This window comes from Micromonospora sp. HNM0581 (assembly GCF_012726175.1).
Lineage (GTDB): Bacteria > Actinomycetota > Actinomycetes > Mycobacteriales > Micromonosporaceae > Micromonospora.
The window spans coordinates 137,800-153,380 of the sequence record NZ_JAASAD010000008.1 but is presented as its reverse complement, the minus strand read 5'-3'; the positions used below and the strand labels follow the sequence as shown (position 1 = coordinate 153,380).

Below are 15,581 nucleotides of genomic sequence, written 5' to 3'. Positions count from 1 at the left end.
TCGTGGAGACGCTCACCTACAGCCAGGTGCTGGCCCGATTCGGCCACGCCCTGTCCGACCCGCTTCGCGCCCGACTCCTGCTCGCCCTGCGTGAGGGGCCGGGCTATCCAGCTGATCTGGCCGACCTGCTCGACACCAGCCGACAGAACCTGTCGAACCATCTGGCGTGCCTACGCGGCTGCGGCCTGGTCGTCGCGGTACCCGAAGGCCGGCGCACCCGCTACGAACTGACCGATGGACGCCTCACCCACGCCCTCAGCGACCTGCTCGGCCTGGTCCTCGCTGTCGACCCCGCCGCCTGCACGACCCAGACGGAAGACGGCTGCTGCTGATGAGCCTGACACCGGTCCAGTCCCAGCCCACAGCGGCGCGGCGCGCGGTGCTCGCCCGTCGGGTACGGCTGCTGGTCGCCGCCACCATCACCTACAACGTCATCGAGGGCATCGTGGCGATCACCGCCGGCACGGTCGCCTCGTCGACCGCGCTCATCGGTTTCGGCCTCGACTCCTTCATCGAGGTGGCATCCGCAGCCGCCGTCGCCTGGCAGTTCGCCGGCCGCGACCCGGAGGCACGGGAGAAGTTGGCCCTCCGCGTCATCGCGATCTCCTTCTTCGCCCTCGCCGCCTACGTGAGCGTCGAGGCGGTCCGGTCGCTACTGGGCGGCGCCGACGCCGAGCACTCCACGATCGGTCTCGTACTTGCGGGCCTGTCCGTGCTCATCATGCCCGTACTGTCCTTGGCTCAACGCCGCGCCGGGCGCGAACTCGGCTCCCGCTCCGCGGTGGCCGACTCGCGACAGACCCTCCTGTGCACCTACCTGTCCGCGGTGCTGCTCGTCGGGCTGGCGGTGAACAGCCTGTTCGGCTGGTCCTGGGCAGACCCGGTCGCCGCGCTGTTCATCGCCGTCGTCGCGGTCAAGGAAGGCCGCGAAGCCTGGCGCGGTGACACCTGCTGCACGATACCCGTCACCCCCGACACGACCACCGGGAACGATCCGGGCACCGGGAACAGTGCAGGCACCGGCAACGACGCGAGCTCCGGCTGCGGTTGCAAGCGTGGCGGCTCCTGCTGCGGCGAGGTCGAGATGACCGTACGGCGCACCCTGCGGTCGGACGCCGACCAGGATCGCCACAGCTGCACGCCGACCGGTGTGCCGGACCGAAGGCATCACCACTGACGGAATCAAGGCATCACCACTGACGGAACGAGGACGTCACCACGTTCGCGGGTGACGTCCTCGTCCAGCAGCGGGGTCGACGCCGGTCCGGGCCACCGGCACGCCGGCGTGGGTCTCACTCCTTGTGGTGATCCAGTCGAACGGCGCGCAGCACGACATCGTCGACGTGGTGGGTGCTGATCGCCCCCGCAGGACGTGGGCGGGTCTCGTTCACCTCGACGCGCCAGTCACCGGAAGCTGTGATCAAGGCGGCGATCTCGTCGATACCGACGTACGCCTCCGGGTCGTACATGCGGGTCTGCTCGCCCGGGTCGAACGGCTGCCGCAGCCAGCTCAGGTCGTGGCCGACGACGAGCAGTGTCCCGCCGACGGCCACGGCGTCGAGCAGGTTGCGCAGTCCGCGCTGCTCCGGAGTGCGTTGGAACGACCCGTACTGCAGGGAAACGAGATCGTAGGTCTCACCTGCGTACGCGGCGGGGTCGTTGGCGTCGCGGAGCAGCGTACGCACGTCGAGCCCGCGACGTTCCGCCTCGGCCCGGACACGGTCGAGCGCCCTGCCCGAGACGTCGGACGCGGTCACCTGCCAGCCTCGCTCGGCCAGCCAGATCGCGTCGGCTCCTTCACCCGCGCCGACGTCGAGCGCCCGTCCGGGGGGCAGGTCCGCCACCTCCGCCACGAGCGTGCCGTTCGGGTTGGCACTCCACACGCGTTCCTGGTCGCCGTAGCGGCTGTCCCACTCGATCGCGACGCCGGAGGGACGGACGCCCGCCCTGATGTCCTCGGCAGCAAGGCTGAAAGCGATCTGGGCACCGATCCAGCTGCCGTTCGCCGCAGCCTGCAGGACCTGGGCGCTCGGATCCGTCAGGTTCCCGGCTGCGAAGACGTCCGCCACGCTGGTACGCCCGGTGTGGTCCACCGCGACGAACTCCCCGAGCCCGCTGGGGTGGGCCGTGGTGTCGATGCCGAGCCCGGCGAGCATCTCGATCCTGGGGCGGAACCGGGACCCGGTGAGGATCGCATCCGCCGGCAGCTTGCTTCCGTCGGCGAGTTCGACGACGAGTGACCCCTCGGTGTCGGCGGCGGCTACCCGGCGCACCGCGGCCTCGACCACCGGAACCCCGGAGGCGACGAGGGTCTGTGTCACAGCCGGATCGATCCCCGTCGCGTCGTGCAGCACCACGGTCAGCCGGTCGGTCAGATGTCGCATCAGCTGGGTGGGGTGCAGTCCCATCGCCGTCGTGACGATCTGCACGACGCGCAGGTCACGAACCTCCCAACCATGACAGAACGGGCAGTTGAACACCTGGTGGCCCCAGTGCGCGGCGAGGCCCTCGATGTCGGGTAGCTCGTCGACGATGCCGGTCGCGACAAGCAACCGGCGGGCGACGAGGCCGTGGCCGCCCGTGAGGGCGAGATGAAATCCGTCGTCCTCGTCGCGTACCGCCAGCACCCGGCCGGTCAGGACGTTGCCGCCGTAGCTGCGGACCTCCTCGCGCCCGATGCTGAGCATCGACTCTGGCGGGGTGCCCTCGCGTCCGAGGTAGCTGTGCATGTGCGTGGCCGGCGCGTTCCGCGGCGTGCCGTCGTCGACCACGATGACCGACCGTCGCTGCCGAGCGAGCTGAAGCGCGGCTGCCAGTCCGGCAGCCGAGCCGCCGATGACTGCGACGTCGCATCTGCGGACGATGCTCGGGTGCGGTGTGGGTTCGGCAGTGCCGTGGGCGTGGTCGGTCATGGGTCAACCGTAGGAGGGTCTGGCAGCATCTGAAAGGTGCCTTGCAGCATTCGCAAGCCGCCGTCATGCTGGGAAGATGAACGACCGCAGTGCAGTGGAACGGCTGGCGCGTACCCGGCTGCGCAGCATCCGCACCACGCTCGGCTACTCACTTGACGAACTCGCCGAACGCACCAACCTCAGCCCGTCGACGATCAGCCGGGTCGAGACGGGTAAACGCACGCTCAGCCTCGACGTGCTCGTGCCGCTGGCCGAGGCGTTACAGGTCAGCCTCGACGTCCTGTTCGAGGCGACCAGTGACGAGGACGTGGTGATCCGCCCCGTGCAGCACCGTTCCGGTTCGCGCACCACCTGGCCGCTGAGCCGCGTCGATGGGCGCACCATGGCGGTGAAGCTCCGGTTGGAACCCACGGCGACGATGCCGGCTCAGCGGGTCCATCCCGGGTACGACTGGTTCCTGGTGCTCGAAGGCAGGGTGCTGCTGTGGCTCGGCGAACGGCAGATCGAGATCGAGAAGGGCGAGGCAGCCGAATTCTCCACGATGACGCCGCACTCGATGACGGCGCTCGACGCGCCGGCCGAGCTGATCATGTTCTTCGACCGCGAGGGCCAGCGGGCACACCTGCACCAGTGACCGGAGGGTGTCCGGGACACGTCGGCCCGGCACGGCCGGGGGGGGGGGGGCGACCCGACCGTCGCTCGACGGCTGTGCAGCCACCGCGACCACACCCGGCGGACCGGCTGGGTCGAGTGGCTGCACAGCACCGGAGGAACGAGAAGAACGGCCGGGCGGCGCGCCCGGACCGTCGCACCCGGCGGTCGCCGAGGTCACACCGTGCCGAAGAAGCTCCTGAGGGCCGGCACCCGGCGGATCAGGAGCTGGTCCAACGCGAGAATCACCAGCAGCGACAGGCCGAACAGGGGCAGGAACACGCCGAGGACCGCCATCGAGCCGAGCAGGAGCCAGTTTCCCCAGATCGGGAGTTTCGCGCGGGGCGCGGCCAGCCCGGAGGCAGTCCCCCGACGTGTCCACCACATCATCGGCCCGGTCACACACATGAAGATCACCGCGAGGCAGAACAGGGTGGACAGGATCTCGTTCACGACGCCGAGACGCCGCCCCTCGTGCAGGGCGATGCCGTGGGACACGACCTTGGCCATGGCGCTGTAGTCGGCGTAGCTGTACTGGCCGACCTTCTCGCCGCTGTACTGGTCGACGTGGACCGTCGTCTCCTGGGTGACGTCGGACTCGGCGGGGTTGCCGACGTTGTACCACTGGCTGCTCATCACGCTGAACACGCCCTTGTCACCCTCGGGATACAGGATCAGGTACGGCCCGGGAGCGCCCTGTGCCTGCGCCGTGGCGACGGCCGCGTCGATCGAGATCGGCGTACCAGCGCCGGTACTGGTGCCCTGGGGGGCGTTTCCGGAGGCCCATCCGGCGGGCGCCGACTGGCCGTCGCTGTTCTCGATCTGCTGACGGATGGTGGACTCGGCGCCGGGATCCTCGCCCCAGAAGGAGATGTTGCCTTTCGCGGCGAGTTCTGACGCCTTGGCGCCCCAGAAACCCGTCCACGGCAGGCCGGAGATGACGAGCAGCAGAATGCCGAGACCGACCGGGAGCCCGACGATGGCATGCCAGCTGCGGACCCGGGCGCCGCGTTTACCCTTGCCCAGGGCGCCGCTACGGGCCTTGCGGCCAAGGAAGAAGATGATGAACCCGGTGATCGTCAACACGATCCCCCAGGAGGCGCCGAGCTCGACGATCCGGTCACCGAGGCCGCCGTCGCCGATGAGCAGGTCACCGTGGATGCGCTCCGCCCAGGTGGAGACGAGTTGGTCCTGGCTGAGCGAGCCGGTCACCTCGGAGGTGTAGGGGTTCACGTAGACGTTCGTGGTGCTGCCATCCGGTAGGGCTGCGACGAACAGGGTGGCACGATCGCCGACACCGTCCTGAACGGACAGGATCGACCGATCCGGGAACTCGGTACGCACCGCCGCTTCCTGGGCGGACAACGCGGCCCGCTGGGCACCATCGACCACGGAGACCTTCAGCACGCCGGGATGCGTGAGGGAGTCCACGTCGTCGCGGAACATGTAGATCATGCCGGTGACGGACAGGGCGAAGAGCACCGGAATGACGATGATCGACCCGTAGAAGTGCCAGCGCCAGAACGCGGCGAACCAGTTCGTTCTCCGGACCTTCGCGGCGGGCGGCGGCGAATCCGCAGGAGGTGGAGCTTCGGTTTCTGTGACGGTCATCGAGATGGGCCCTTTCAGGGGTTGCCGGTCGCCCGGGTCACATGGTCTAAGTTGTAGTCGTGCTAGAGGCCCCGTGGGTTCCCGCATTGACGGTCGTCTTTTTGGCGACCGGTGTCGTATGCGTGGCCGATCTCGTCGTACGCCGGCGGGCGGTCTCCCGCGACCAGCCCTTCTCCGACGAGGAACTGATCGGCATCAACCACGGCGTGATGAGCGCGGCGATGATCCTGATGGCCTGGGTGATGGTGGAGGGTGCGGTCGCCTGGGCACAGATCGCGGTCTTCGCGATCCTCGCCCTCGCGCTGCTGCCCGCCTACCGACGCACCCGGCACGCAGCGGACCGGACCGACCTGATCAGTCACGCCGGGATGGACGTGGCGATGATCTGGATGCTCGCGGCCATGCCCACGCTCATGTCCGAACTCGGAACCGGCGGCGCAGGCGCCGGGCACTCGCACGGTGGCGGCAGCTCCGGCGGGGCGCCCATGCCCACACCAGCATGGGCGGACACGGTCAACATCGTCTTCGTGGCCCTCGCCGTCGCCACCGCGTTGTGGTGGCTGTACCGCAGCACGACGAGTTCCCGTCACCGGGTTCACTCCCTGAGCTACTCCGTCATGGCCGCCGGCATGGCAACGATGCTGCTGCTCATGAACGTGTGAGGAGCCGCACGGACGTCGTCGCGGTGCCGTCGGTACCCCTTCACTGCAGGAAAGCCGGTGATCGCAAGCCCACCTCGACCCCTGGCGGCGATCCGGTCCGCGCTCGTGGAGGTGTCGGTCAACGTCCACGAGCCTGCCCGGCTCCTGACCGCCCCGGGGACGTGACAGGACGCCGGTCCAGCCCGAAGCGCGACACCGGCAGGACGGGTCGGCGCTGACCGCCGCTGAGCAGGCCGCCGAGTGTTTCGCCAGCCGGGTGAGGATCTCGACCTGTGCCGGACGATGGTTGCGGCCGGCACTCTGCTGGCCGATGCCGGCAGCACCGACGAGGCCCGCGGTTGGCTCGGACGGGCCGCCGCACTCGCCGACCAGTGCGGTTCCGGGCGCCTCGCCGACCGGGTACGCCGGCAGCAGAGCCGACTCACACCGTCGGTCGGGTGCTGCGTGCGCAGGCTGTGGATGTGGTGGACGGCAAGGGCAGTTCAGCACAGCGCCCTCGTGAACGACGACCCGAGTTGGTGGCTGACAGCAGTCGGGCGCGGACTGCGACGAGGACGGGGCTGGCTGGACGAACCCAGTGACCTGCACCTCGGACGTCTATCGGCAACGATTGTCATTTGCTACGGTCGGCGACCGAAGGAGGAACTGATCATGACCACAACGCGTTCCCGCTTTCGGCTCCGTCGCCCACCCACCCGTCTGGTCGCCGCGACCCTCGCCACGGCCCTGGCCGCCACCGCAGCCGCCTTCCTACTGCCCACGAGCCAGGCCTCGGCCACCCCAGGCCCAGCCCCCGAACCGCACGACTACCGGATCCTCCAGGACGTCCACACCGACGCGATATCGACCTTCTTCGACGACGACGTCCTGACCCTGGGCACCAAGGCGGACGTGGCGGAAGGCAACGGGACCCGGTTCGCCCCCGACAAAGTCTGGTTCCACATCGACACCGACTCGGCACAGACGCTGCCCGACGGCTTCGGCTTCATCGCCGACCAGGGTGCCCAGGTCTGGATCGCCCCGGAGTCCAACCCCGGCGGCGATCAGTTGTGGCCCGGCTTCTCCACCGAGTCGGTACCATCGGGAGCCATCGACGGCAATCAGACCCGGTTCACCCTGAGCGGCTTCTCCGGCCCCGGCGACCTCGAACTGTTCAAGACGGGAGCGTTCGGCAACCCGACCCGCCTGTGGTCCTCCGACGAGGACCACAAGGAGTTCACCGTCGGCCGCACGCACATGCACGCCAACTGGGCGTTCACGGCGCCGGGGATCTACCGGCTCACCGTCACCGCGACCGCCGCCGTCGACGCCGTGCCGATGACGGACACCGCCACCTACACCTTCGTGGTCGGCGAGCTTCCCACCGCCGTCGCCACCACCACCACGGTCGAGGTGTCGGCCACCGATCTGACGGTCGGCGCGCCGGTCACCCTCACCGGCAAGGTGACGCCCACAGACGTCGACGGATTCCTGGAGTTCCACAACGGCACCACCGTGCTCGGGCACGCCGCGGTCCAATCCGGACAGGCCAGCCTGACCATGACCGACCTTCCCCTCGGCACGCACTCCCTCACCGCTGCCTTCGTCCCCACGGTAGGCAATCTGGCCAGGGCGTCGACATCGCCACCGGTCGCCGTGACGGTAACGGACGGCTCCGGCGTCGAGTTCGGCATCGCGGGCATCGCCGACTCCTACCAGGTCGGCGACCTCCTGCAGGCACACGTCGTCGGTGCCACCCTCGGCCCGGACGAGCGGTTCCAGTGGAGCATCCGACCGGTCGGTTCGACCAGCACCGCCTGGGGCTTCACCGGCTCCGGCAACCAGGCCGCACAGGGATTCGTCGAACAGCGCGTCGACGCCTCACACGACGGGTACGAGCTTCGGGTACGGATCCGCGCCGGCAGCACCTACACCGCCGCCACCGACTGGGTGCCGCTCACCGTCGAGACCACCGCAGCACCGCTGTCCGCCGCTTTCGTGACGAGCGGCCCGGCGTACCTCGGTGACGAGATCCTCGTCGAGACGGCCGGATGGGAACTCGCCGACGGCGAGAGCCTGCAACTCGTGCAGCGGTGGAGTTCCCCGTGGTATCCGGTACCGAACGTCACCCAGATCGATGCCACCACCCTCAAGATGCTGTCGCTCTACCCCGACAACGAGGGCGAATGGGCGGTCCAGGTCATCAGCGACGGCCTCGCCGTCACCCAGTCCGCGCCGTTCCCGGTCGACATCCGCAACCGGGAGGTACTCGTCGAGGGCATCCAGAGCGTCTACCGGGTCGGTCAGACGCTACGGGCGACCGCCACCGTCTACCCCGACAAGGACGGCCTGACCTACCGCTGGACCCTGGTCGACCTGGAGACCTACGAAAGCACTGTCGTCAAGGAAGGGAAGGACGCCGCAGCGAGAACGATCGAGCTTCCGGTCACCCTCGACCACGACAACAACCGGTTGACGTTCGCCGCGGTGTGGGACTACGGCACAGTGCAGTCGTGGACCGGCCGGCAGGCCAGCACACTGAAGGTGTCCGACGCCGACCCGTCCACCCAGCTGTTCTTCCTCAACACCCTCAGCGGGCACTACCACCAGGGCAGCCCGATCAACCTCCAGGCCATCGCCGATCCGCCGCTGGCCGACGACGACACGGTCGACTGGCACCTGAAGTGGCCCGGTACCGAGCAGTGGGTCACCTTCCCCGGCGCGTCCGGTCTGTCCCACTCCGTCCTCGCCGAGCAGGCACTCGACGAGGTCCAGGTCCGGGCGACCCTGACCTTCGGCAGTGGCGACACGGAGCCGATGCACACCGAACCGGTGACCATCTACGTCGACGACCACGGAGCCGCACCACAGCAGCAGGTGACGGTCACCGGCGAGACCGCGTACCGTGCCGGCGACGACGCCACCCTGACTGCGCAGGTGTCACCGGAGACGCTGCTCACCAGTTTCCAGTGGTTCGACAAGCCGCCAGGCGCCGCGGAGGCCACCCCGATTCCCGGTGCCACCGGGAAGGCGTACACCTTCACCACCACCGCCGCCGACGACGCACGTGAGATCAGCGTGGCGGCGGTCCTGCCCAACGGGCAGATCGCGTACGGACCGTCGGAGCCGGTGACCCTCGACGTGGAGGGCACCACCGCGCCTGTGACGGACCTGCGGATCTCCGGTCTGGCCGGGCAGTACCACCCGGGTGACATGGTGAGGTTGACTGCGGTGCAGGACCCGGCGACCGGGTTCGACAGCTACCAGTGGTTCACCCGGCCCTCGGCGGACGCGCAGTGGACGGCGGTGCCGAACACCGCGACAGCGACGTACGAGTTCACCGCGACCACCGAACACGACCGGACCGAGATCATGACCCGCCTCCTCGACGACGACAACCATGCCGTCGCCGAGTCGGCACCGGTCATCCTCACCGTCGCGGACTCCGGCGGCGGAACCGGCGCGAGCAGCCAGAAGATCGTCGCCGCCATACCCGAGGGCGCTCTGTCGATCAGTGTCGACGCCAACGACCAGGTCTTCATGAGCGAGTTCGAGCTCGGCGCCGCCGCCGACCGCTGGGTCTCGACCGGCCAGCTACGGCCGGTCCGGGTCACCGACACCCGCGCCGCCGCGCCCGGTTGGACCGCCTCCGGCCAGGTGAGCGACTTCACCGCCGGTACGCAGACGCTGTCCGGCGCGTTCCTCGGCTGGACCCCGCAGGTCGTGTCGCAACCCGGCACCGGCCTGGTGACCGCCGGCTCGCCCGTCGCCCCCGGCTTCCCCTCCGGCCGGGGACTGCTCGACAGTAGTCCGCTCGCGGTCGGTGCCACCGGCGCACGGGGCACAGGTGAACTCGGCGCCGAGTTGCGTATCGAGGCGCCCACCTCGCAGGCGCCCGGTACCTACACCGCCACGATCACCTTCACCGCGATCTGAGATCGCACACCCGCGGCCGGGTCGTTGACGACGGCGACCCGGCCGCCGGTCTCCCCGCAACGTCACCGTTCATGCCGGACATGGCGTCGTTTCGGGTGGCAGGACGTCGATCGGCAGGCCATGGGACCAGATGTGGTCGAACTCCCGAAGGTAGTGCTCGTACCACTGGTGGTTGCCCGCCTGCGTCAGGGCCAGGACCGGTTCGGCGGCCGCCGGCCGGTGCGAGTAGACGTCCACGTACAGCCGTCCGGTTTCCGCCTCCGCATCGACCATGATGAGGCCGAACGAGGGTACGAACGGCAACAACCGGACCTCGATCCGGCCCACCCCGCCCACCGACTCGGCGAGTTCACGGACCAGGTCCAGGGTCGGCTGGAGACGGTTGGTGAAGATGCCCCGATCGTCCGGGAGGGTGGCACGTCGGGCGGCCTCTGCCGGCGCGGAGCTCGCCGGATCGATGACGGCGATCCGCACGAGCGCCCCTTCCGCCAGCCGCCGGGCGAGCGGCTCGGCGATGTTGCGCAGGGTCCGCCCCAGCGTGACACCGACCAGCCGGACATCGACCGCGCCGGCCAGGTCGATGTTGAGACCGGAGGTCGAGGCGGCCAGCCGTGGTTCACCGAGCAGTTCGCTGGGTAGCCGGTGCAGGTCGCGGACCACCCTCGTCAGGAGCGGAACCACCCGGGCCAGGTCCCGCCGCTCCCCAGCCAGGTCGAACGCCAGCAGCGCGAGCGTGGCCAGGGTCGCGGCCGCCACGGCCGACGGGTCCATCACGTCGACTACGCCGAGCACCCCGACGACCAGGGCGACACCCACCGTCAGTACCGTTTGCAGGTGACGGCGGATCAAGGCGGTGGAGGTGCGCGGCTCGGGTCTATCGGACGGCATGACGACCTATCCTTCTCACGTGTGGACCGGCACCGGGCGGTGGACGGATCTACCGTCACGCCGCCCTTGGCCGCTGGTGCCCCTGTCGCCGGTCCCCGTGCCACGGCGGTCAGAGATCACACAGACGGATGTCCGAGGAACGGCAGCAGACTCTCGAAGGCCACCCCCGCATGCCTGGCCGCCAGATCGTGGTCGCGATGTCCCTTGGCCGCGTCCGCGTGGTCGGAGACACCTCGGATGACCACCCAGCTCACGGCGTCCGGGCTGGCATCCAGGTCCTCGCGGAACGCTTGGACCAGGCCGCCTGCCTCCGTCTCCACCGCGAGACACTTCTCATGGAACGACTGCAGGTACACGCGGATGTCGGAAGCCTGGTCCGTGACGACCGCGCCACCCGAACCGATCGGCCCGCGGACAACGGTGAAGAAGGACCTCGTCTGCACCGACGGAAGCACGAACGGCTCTCCCCGGTTGCTGAAGAGGTCGCTCAGACTCAGGCTCATCCGCGCCGGCACCGCCGTGGCCTCTCCCCGTCGGTACGTGCCGTCCGCCGCCTCCCGCCGCTCGTCGTAGTAGACGACCTGGTCGGCGATGACCACGTCGCCGACGTCGACGCGTTCGTTGATCCCACCGGCGATGCCGACCAGCGCCACTATTCTCGGCCGGTACACCTGCCGCAGGAACGCGTAGGCGGTGGCCGCGGACCGCTGGTTTCGGTCCATGGTCTGCATCAGCACCGCACTCAGTCGGCCGTGCGGCGTGGTGAACGTCGCCTGGTGGATTCGCCGCTCATCGCTCGGCGCGGGGCGGCGGTGGTCGGCGGCCCGCTGGAACACCTCGATCATCGCCTGCATTTCCGGTGACAGCACGGTGAGCACCGCGATGTCGACCGGCGGCGTCTGCTGACCCGACCCGCCGGACCGGTCCCGGCTCTCCCCGCTGGTGGGGGCGTCTCGGTGCGCGTTCTCCTGCCCGCCCGAGGTGAAGGAGTGCCTGATTTTGCTGATGTTTCCGATGTTCCCGCCGGCACGGATGCCGTAGTTCGCACCGCTGTCGTTGTTGCCCATCGCCTATCCCTTCCCCGAGGTTGGTCCGCCCGGCGGGGCGAAGGAATTGCTGATGTCAGAGATGTCGCCGATACTTCCTCCGGCATAGATTCCACTGTTGATCAGGACTCTGCTGTTCTGCCGGAACTCGGTCACGTCCACCCCGCGCGTGACGAGAAAGTCGAGAGTGGCCGCGACGACCCGGCGGGTGATGATCTTCTTGTGCTTGGCCACGTCCTGCATCTGGAAGTCGTTGCGGACGATGTCGGGAGTGGCCAGCTCCCGGACGCTGAGCCGCGCCCCGCGGTCGTAGCCCCGGGTGGCGGTGGAACTCGACAGCCGTCGGGACAGTGCCCGCAGCGCCGCACGGAACAGACTTCGGGGTGCCGCCGCGACCGTTGCGGGTGCGTCCACCAGGGCCCGCCATCCCACCTTGAGGTACGGCACGACGCCGATGCTCGATACGTCGTCCACCATCCGGAACTCGTCCCGGCAGGGCGCCAGCGCGCAGGTGTCCACCTCGAAATACAGGGTGCGCCCCTGCAGGGCGTAGTGCACGTAGACGGTGGTGACCAGTTCACCGTCCCACGAGTTGACCTGGCAGGCCAGGTAGTGACGGTTGGCGTCCGCGGGTTCACGGATGAAGTGCTCGACCTCCGCCGCGCTGGTATGGAAGTTCAACTGACGGGTTTCTCTGCCGGCCGTGAAGATCCGGTCGGTCACGGTGAGACCGACCAACCGCTGCTCCGGGTCGGCGGCGTCGGTCAGCTCCCCCACACTGCGCCTGACGTGACCGATCAGATCGACAGCGGCGAACGGGGCTTCCTGGTATTCCCGCTCCCCTTCCGGCCGTGGGTCCTTGAAATCGTCCGAGCCACCGATCATCCGCAACGCGAAACCCTCCGTGGACAGACGCACACCGGAGCCGATGAAGGGCGAGTATCCAGAGAAGATCGTCGTGTTGCCCACCTGCTGGTGGCGAAGGTCGTTCATCCGTGCCGTCTCCGGAACCGGGGTCGGCCGCCCGCCCGGCCCGTTCTCCGCGGCGTACCGCCACTTCACGATCTCCGCCATCACGGGTGGCCCGAAGACCGCCGCGAGTGTGCAGGTGACACCGGCGCCGAACAACGTCAGCACGGCGGAGATGTCTCCCGCGTCGGCGCCGGCGCTGACCGCGAGGGCACCGGCGACCGGCACGGCCGTGAGAAGAACCAACACCGACACCAACGAGCCGAGCACGGCGCCCAGCGCGTTGCCGACCAGCCTGCTGATGGACACCTCCTCGGTGAGCTGCCAGCGCAGCACCTCATTGATCACCCGCCAGGTGGCGACCAGGGAGTAGCCACCGGCGGCGACACCGAGCCCGAACAACAGGCCGGGAGCACCCACGCAGGCGGCCAGAAACAACAGGACGATGATGGCGACGTCCCTGATGAGGTTGATCCGATCGGCTCGCAGACAGTGGCCGAGCACAACGGCGAGGTCGAATCCGAAGGACGGGGCGACCGCCCGCCGGGGCTGGTGGTAGACCTCGTCGAGGCTGAGCCGGCAGAAGCGCTCGTCGAGGTAGGCCCCGGCGTTCAGGTGCCGGGTGGCGGTGCTGCTGACGGCTGGATGGACATATCCGTGGGTCGTGGCGACGGCGGTCGTCCCGGGCGACTGCCCGGGCTCCCGCGCCGGAAGGTCTGGAGGAGCGGTGGTCATCTGGATCTCCTTGGTTGAGGCGTACCCCTGGGTCGGTCGAGGCGACGACAGCGGCGCGGGACCAGGCTTGCCAGCAGACAATTTCGTCATGTCGACGATTAGCAGACAGGCACCAAGGTATAGCCGAACGTGAGTTCTCGTCAACCTGACGATTGGATACGATCTGCCGGTGAACGGCGTCGACAACAGACAACACGCACTACTGACGGTCGACCTTGTGGTACTGACCGTGCGCGACGATCAGCTACAGGTCGTGCTGATCGAACGGGGCAAAGAACCATACAAGGGACGTCTCGCGCTGCCCGGCGGGTTTGTCCGGTCCAACGAGGACATCGATGAGGCGGCCGTCAGGGAACTAGCCGAGGAGGCCGGTCTGGACGGCCGTCAACTGCACCTGGAGCAGCTGCGGACGTACGCGACACCGGGACGCGACCCACGCGGCCGGGTCGTCAGCGTCGCCTACCTCGCGCTCGCGCCCGACCTGCCCATACCCGTCGCCGGTACGGATGCCCGCAACGCCCGGTGGGCGCCCATCGGCCCGGTCACCGATCAGCCGGAAACACTGGCATTCGATCACGATCGCATCCTCGCCGACGGCGTCGAACGGGCACGCGCGAAGCTGGAGTACACCACCCTGGGGACAGCCTTCTGCGCCCCGACCTTCACCATCAGCGACCTGCGCCGGATCTACGAAGTCGTGTGGTCTACCACCATCGACGCCCGCAACTTCCACCGCAAGGTCGTGAACGCTGAGGACTTCCTCACCCCGACCGGGGGCAAACGGGCCTCCGAGGTAGGCCGGCCGGCCGCCCTGTACCGGGCCGGAACGGCCACCGTTCTCTACCCTCCGATGCTGCGCTTTTCCACTGCGCGCGGTGGTGCCGCCGGCTCCGGCTGACCGGGTGTGTGGGGTGACTCAGCAGCCACGCGCGTTGGACAGGTCCGGCGGAGCACAAGCAGATACCCGGCCGCCGCCACCAGGCCCCAGACGGCGAAGACCGTCCACGGTACCCACCGCGCGACGCCACCGTCGAGGTCGAGCAACCACCCGCCGCCGAGGTTGCCGATCAGCCCACCGACTGACAGCACCAGACCGTTGGCACCGAAGTATGATGCGACCGCCCCCGGCGGGGCCAGTCGCGAGACGGTGCCGTTGAGAGTGGGCAGCAGCAGGACCTGACCCAGGGTGAACACGACGACACCGGTGACCACCCCGGCGGAACCCGGCAACACACCCAGCAGCCACAGGCCGACGGCGAGCGCGCCCGTGCCCACGGCGAGCGTCTGGCCGGTACGGAGGTACCGCTCGGCGAGCCGGGTCAACGGAACCGTCGCCACGACCATGACGACCGCCGCGACACTGTAGACGAGTCCCAGTGCCGTCGCCCCTGGAAGGACCTGCCCCACGCGGACCGGAACCGCGAGGTAGAGCTGGCTGAACAGAGCCCACGCAGCGGCACTGACCAGGACGAACCGGCGGAACTGACGGTCCCGGGCGACCGTACGCAGCCGGTGCAGGGACGACATCCTCTCCGACGCGCCGGCACTGGCACGGTCCGGGCGCAGTCCCAGCCAGGTGATCGCCCCGGCGAGCAGAAACAGGCTGGCCGCGACGAGGCACAGGGCAGCGAAGTTGGTGGCGGCCAGGACGCCACCGAGAGCCGGCCCGAGGACGAAGGCGACGTTGCTGGCCATCTCCCGCACAGCGTAGGCACGGGTGCGGTGCGGCGCGGGTGTCAGTTCGGCGTACAGCGCGTAGCTGGCCGGATGGAACAGCGACCCGCCGAGGCCGGCCAGGACGGAGGCCACCACCAGGCCGGGCACGGCATCGACGACGCCGAACGCGGCGAACCCGGCAGCGCGGAGAAACACCCCCAGGCAGATCGCGCGGCGGTGACCGAACCGGTCGGCGAGCATGCCGGACCAGAGCATCATGCCCTGCTGACTCGCCGACCGCACCCCGGCGAGCAACCCGGTGAGAGCGATGCTGAGGCCGAGGTCGTGCAGCAGGTGATACGCCAGCAGCGGCACCAGAGCGTAGAAGCCGAGCCCCATGAGGAAGGTGTCGGCCACCATGATCCGCAAACCGGGTGACCACCAGACGGGCCCGTCAGCAGCCGACCCGGACCGGGGCGCGGGAGCCGGGTCCGTACCCCGGGGGTCGGCTCCGGTGCTGCGGGCCGCGCTCAGCG

At 69.1% G+C, this 15,581-nt stretch carries 12 protein-coding genes; 6 read left to right on the top strand and 6 right to left on the bottom strand.

Going from position 1 to position 15,581, the window contains the following annotated elements:
* The first annotated feature begins 2 nt into the window (after window positions 1-2).
* Together HCA58_RS12750 and HCA58_RS12745 are read left to right on the top strand one after the other, a co-directional pair.
* Complete coding sequence (locus tag HCA58_RS12750; protein ID WP_169598014.1) at window positions 3-332, top strand: helix-turn-helix domain-containing protein; 330 nt, start codon at window positions 3-5, stop codon at window positions 330-332.
* Complete coding sequence (locus tag HCA58_RS12745; RefSeq protein ID WP_169598013.1) at window positions 332-1,177, top strand: cation transporter; 846 nt, start codon at window positions 332-334, stop codon at window positions 1,175-1,177. The genes HCA58_RS12750 and HCA58_RS12745 overlap by 1 nt, the downstream gene beginning before the upstream one ends.
* A gap of 115 nt (window positions 1,178-1,292) precedes the next feature.
* On the opposite strand, the gene HCA58_RS12740 is transcribed toward HCA58_RS12745, so the two are convergent.
* The gene (locus HCA58_RS12740; RefSeq protein ID WP_169598012.1) at window positions 1,293-2,912 is read right to left on the bottom strand and encodes an FAD-dependent oxidoreductase; all 1,620 of its coding nucleotides are present in this window, start codon (window positions 2,910-2,912) and stop codon (window positions 1,293-1,295) included.
* A 76-nt stretch (window positions 2,913-2,988) separates the two neighbouring features.
* Here HCA58_RS12740 and HCA58_RS12735 point away from each other — a divergent pair, with 76 nt between their 5' ends.
* Entirely contained in the window at window positions 2,989-3,546 is a 558-nt protein-coding gene (locus HCA58_RS12735; protein WP_169598011.1) for a helix-turn-helix domain-containing protein, read from the top strand.
* A 194-nt stretch (window positions 3,547-3,740) separates the two neighbouring features.
* On the opposite strand, the gene HCA58_RS12730 is transcribed toward HCA58_RS12735, so the two are convergent.
* Entirely contained in the window at window positions 3,741-5,174 is a 1,434-nt protein-coding gene (locus HCA58_RS12730) for a PepSY domain-containing protein (protein ID WP_169598010.1), read from the bottom strand.
* Between the two features lie 122 nt (window positions 5,175-5,296).
* On the opposite strand from HCA58_RS12730, the gene HCA58_RS12725 reads away from it, so the two are divergent.
* Both HCA58_RS12725 and HCA58_RS12720 read left to right on the top strand, forming a co-directional pair.
* Complete coding sequence (locus HCA58_RS12725; protein ID WP_169598009.1) at window positions 5,297-5,836, top strand: DUF5134 domain-containing protein; 540 nt, start codon at window positions 5,297-5,299, stop codon at window positions 5,834-5,836.
* Window positions 5,837-6,487: 651 nt separating this feature from the next.
* Window positions 6,488-9,751 (top strand): choice-of-anchor M domain-containing protein, encoded by a 3,264-nt coding sequence (locus tag HCA58_RS12720; RefSeq protein ID WP_169598008.1) that lies wholly within the window; start codon window positions 6,488-6,490, stop codon window positions 9,749-9,751.
* A gap of 69 nt (window positions 9,752-9,820) precedes the next feature.
* On the opposite strand, the gene HCA58_RS12715 is transcribed toward HCA58_RS12720, so the two are convergent.
* The 3 genes from HCA58_RS12715 to HCA58_RS12705 form a co-directional block, all read right to left on the bottom strand.
* Window positions 9,821-10,639, bottom strand: coding sequence for a DUF5919 domain-containing protein (locus HCA58_RS12715; protein ID WP_169598007.1), 819 nt, complete (start codon window positions 10,637-10,639; stop codon window positions 9,821-9,823).
* Window positions 10,640-10,755: 116 nt separating this feature from the next.
* Complete coding sequence (locus HCA58_RS12710) at window positions 10,756-11,706, bottom strand: hypothetical protein (protein WP_169598006.1); 951 nt, start codon at window positions 11,704-11,706, stop codon at window positions 10,756-10,758.
* Between the two features lie 3 nt (window positions 11,707-11,709).
* Entirely contained in the window at window positions 11,710-13,389 is a 1,680-nt protein-coding gene (locus HCA58_RS12705) for a hypothetical protein (RefSeq protein ID WP_169598005.1), read from the bottom strand.
* A gap of 169 nt (window positions 13,390-13,558) precedes the next feature.
* Here HCA58_RS12705 and HCA58_RS12700 point away from each other — a divergent pair, with 169 nt between their 5' ends.
* Window positions 13,559-14,287: an NUDIX hydrolase gene (locus tag HCA58_RS12700; RefSeq protein WP_169598004.1), complete on the top strand. Its 729-nt coding sequence runs from the start codon at window positions 13,559-13,561 to the stop codon at window positions 14,285-14,287.
* On the opposite strand, the gene HCA58_RS12695 is transcribed toward HCA58_RS12700, so the two are convergent.
* On the bottom strand, window positions 14,230-15,465 hold the full coding sequence (locus HCA58_RS12695) for an MFS transporter (protein ID WP_169598003.1): 1,236 nt from the start codon (window positions 15,463-15,465) through the stop codon (window positions 14,230-14,232). The two genes, HCA58_RS12700 and HCA58_RS12695, sit on opposite strands and share 58 nt — an antisense overlap.
* Window positions 15,466-15,581 lie beyond the last annotated feature (116 nt).

What these genes read in the sequence shown, in the direction of transcription:
- HCA58_RS12730 (WP_169598010.1), bottom strand. Translation starts at nt 5,174, where the DNA reads ATGACCGTCACAGAAACCGAAGCTCCACCTCCTGCGGATTCGCCGCCG.
- HCA58_RS12695 (WP_169598003.1), bottom strand. Translation starts at nt 15,465, where the DNA reads ATGGTGGCCGACACCTTCCTCATGGGGCTCGGCTTCTACGCTCTGGTG.
- HCA58_RS12710 (WP_169598006.1), bottom strand. Translation starts at nt 11,706, where the DNA reads ATGGGCAACAACGACAGCGGTGCGAACTACGGCATCCGTGCCGGCGGG.
- HCA58_RS12745 (WP_169598013.1), top strand. Translation starts at nt 332, where the DNA reads ATGAGCCTGACACCGGTCCAGTCCCAGCCCACAGCGGCGCGGCGCGCG.
- HCA58_RS12735 (WP_169598011.1), top strand. Translation starts at nt 2,989, where the DNA reads ATGAACGACCGCAGTGCAGTGGAACGGCTGGCGCGTACCCGGCTGCGC.
- HCA58_RS12715 (WP_169598007.1), bottom strand. Translation starts at nt 10,639, where the DNA reads ATGCCGTCCGATAGACCCGAGCCGCGCACCTCCACCGCCTTGATCCGC.
- HCA58_RS12705 (WP_169598005.1), bottom strand. Translation starts at nt 13,389, where the DNA reads ATGACCACCGCTCCTCCAGACCTTCCGGCGCGGGAGCCCGGGCAGTCG.
- HCA58_RS12720 (WP_169598008.1), top strand. Translation starts at nt 6,488, where the DNA reads ATGACCACAACGCGTTCCCGCTTTCGGCTCCGTCGCCCACCCACCCGT.
- HCA58_RS12740 (WP_169598012.1), bottom strand. Translation starts at nt 2,912, where the DNA reads ATGACCGACCACGCCCACGGCACTGCCGAACCCACACCGCACCCGAGC.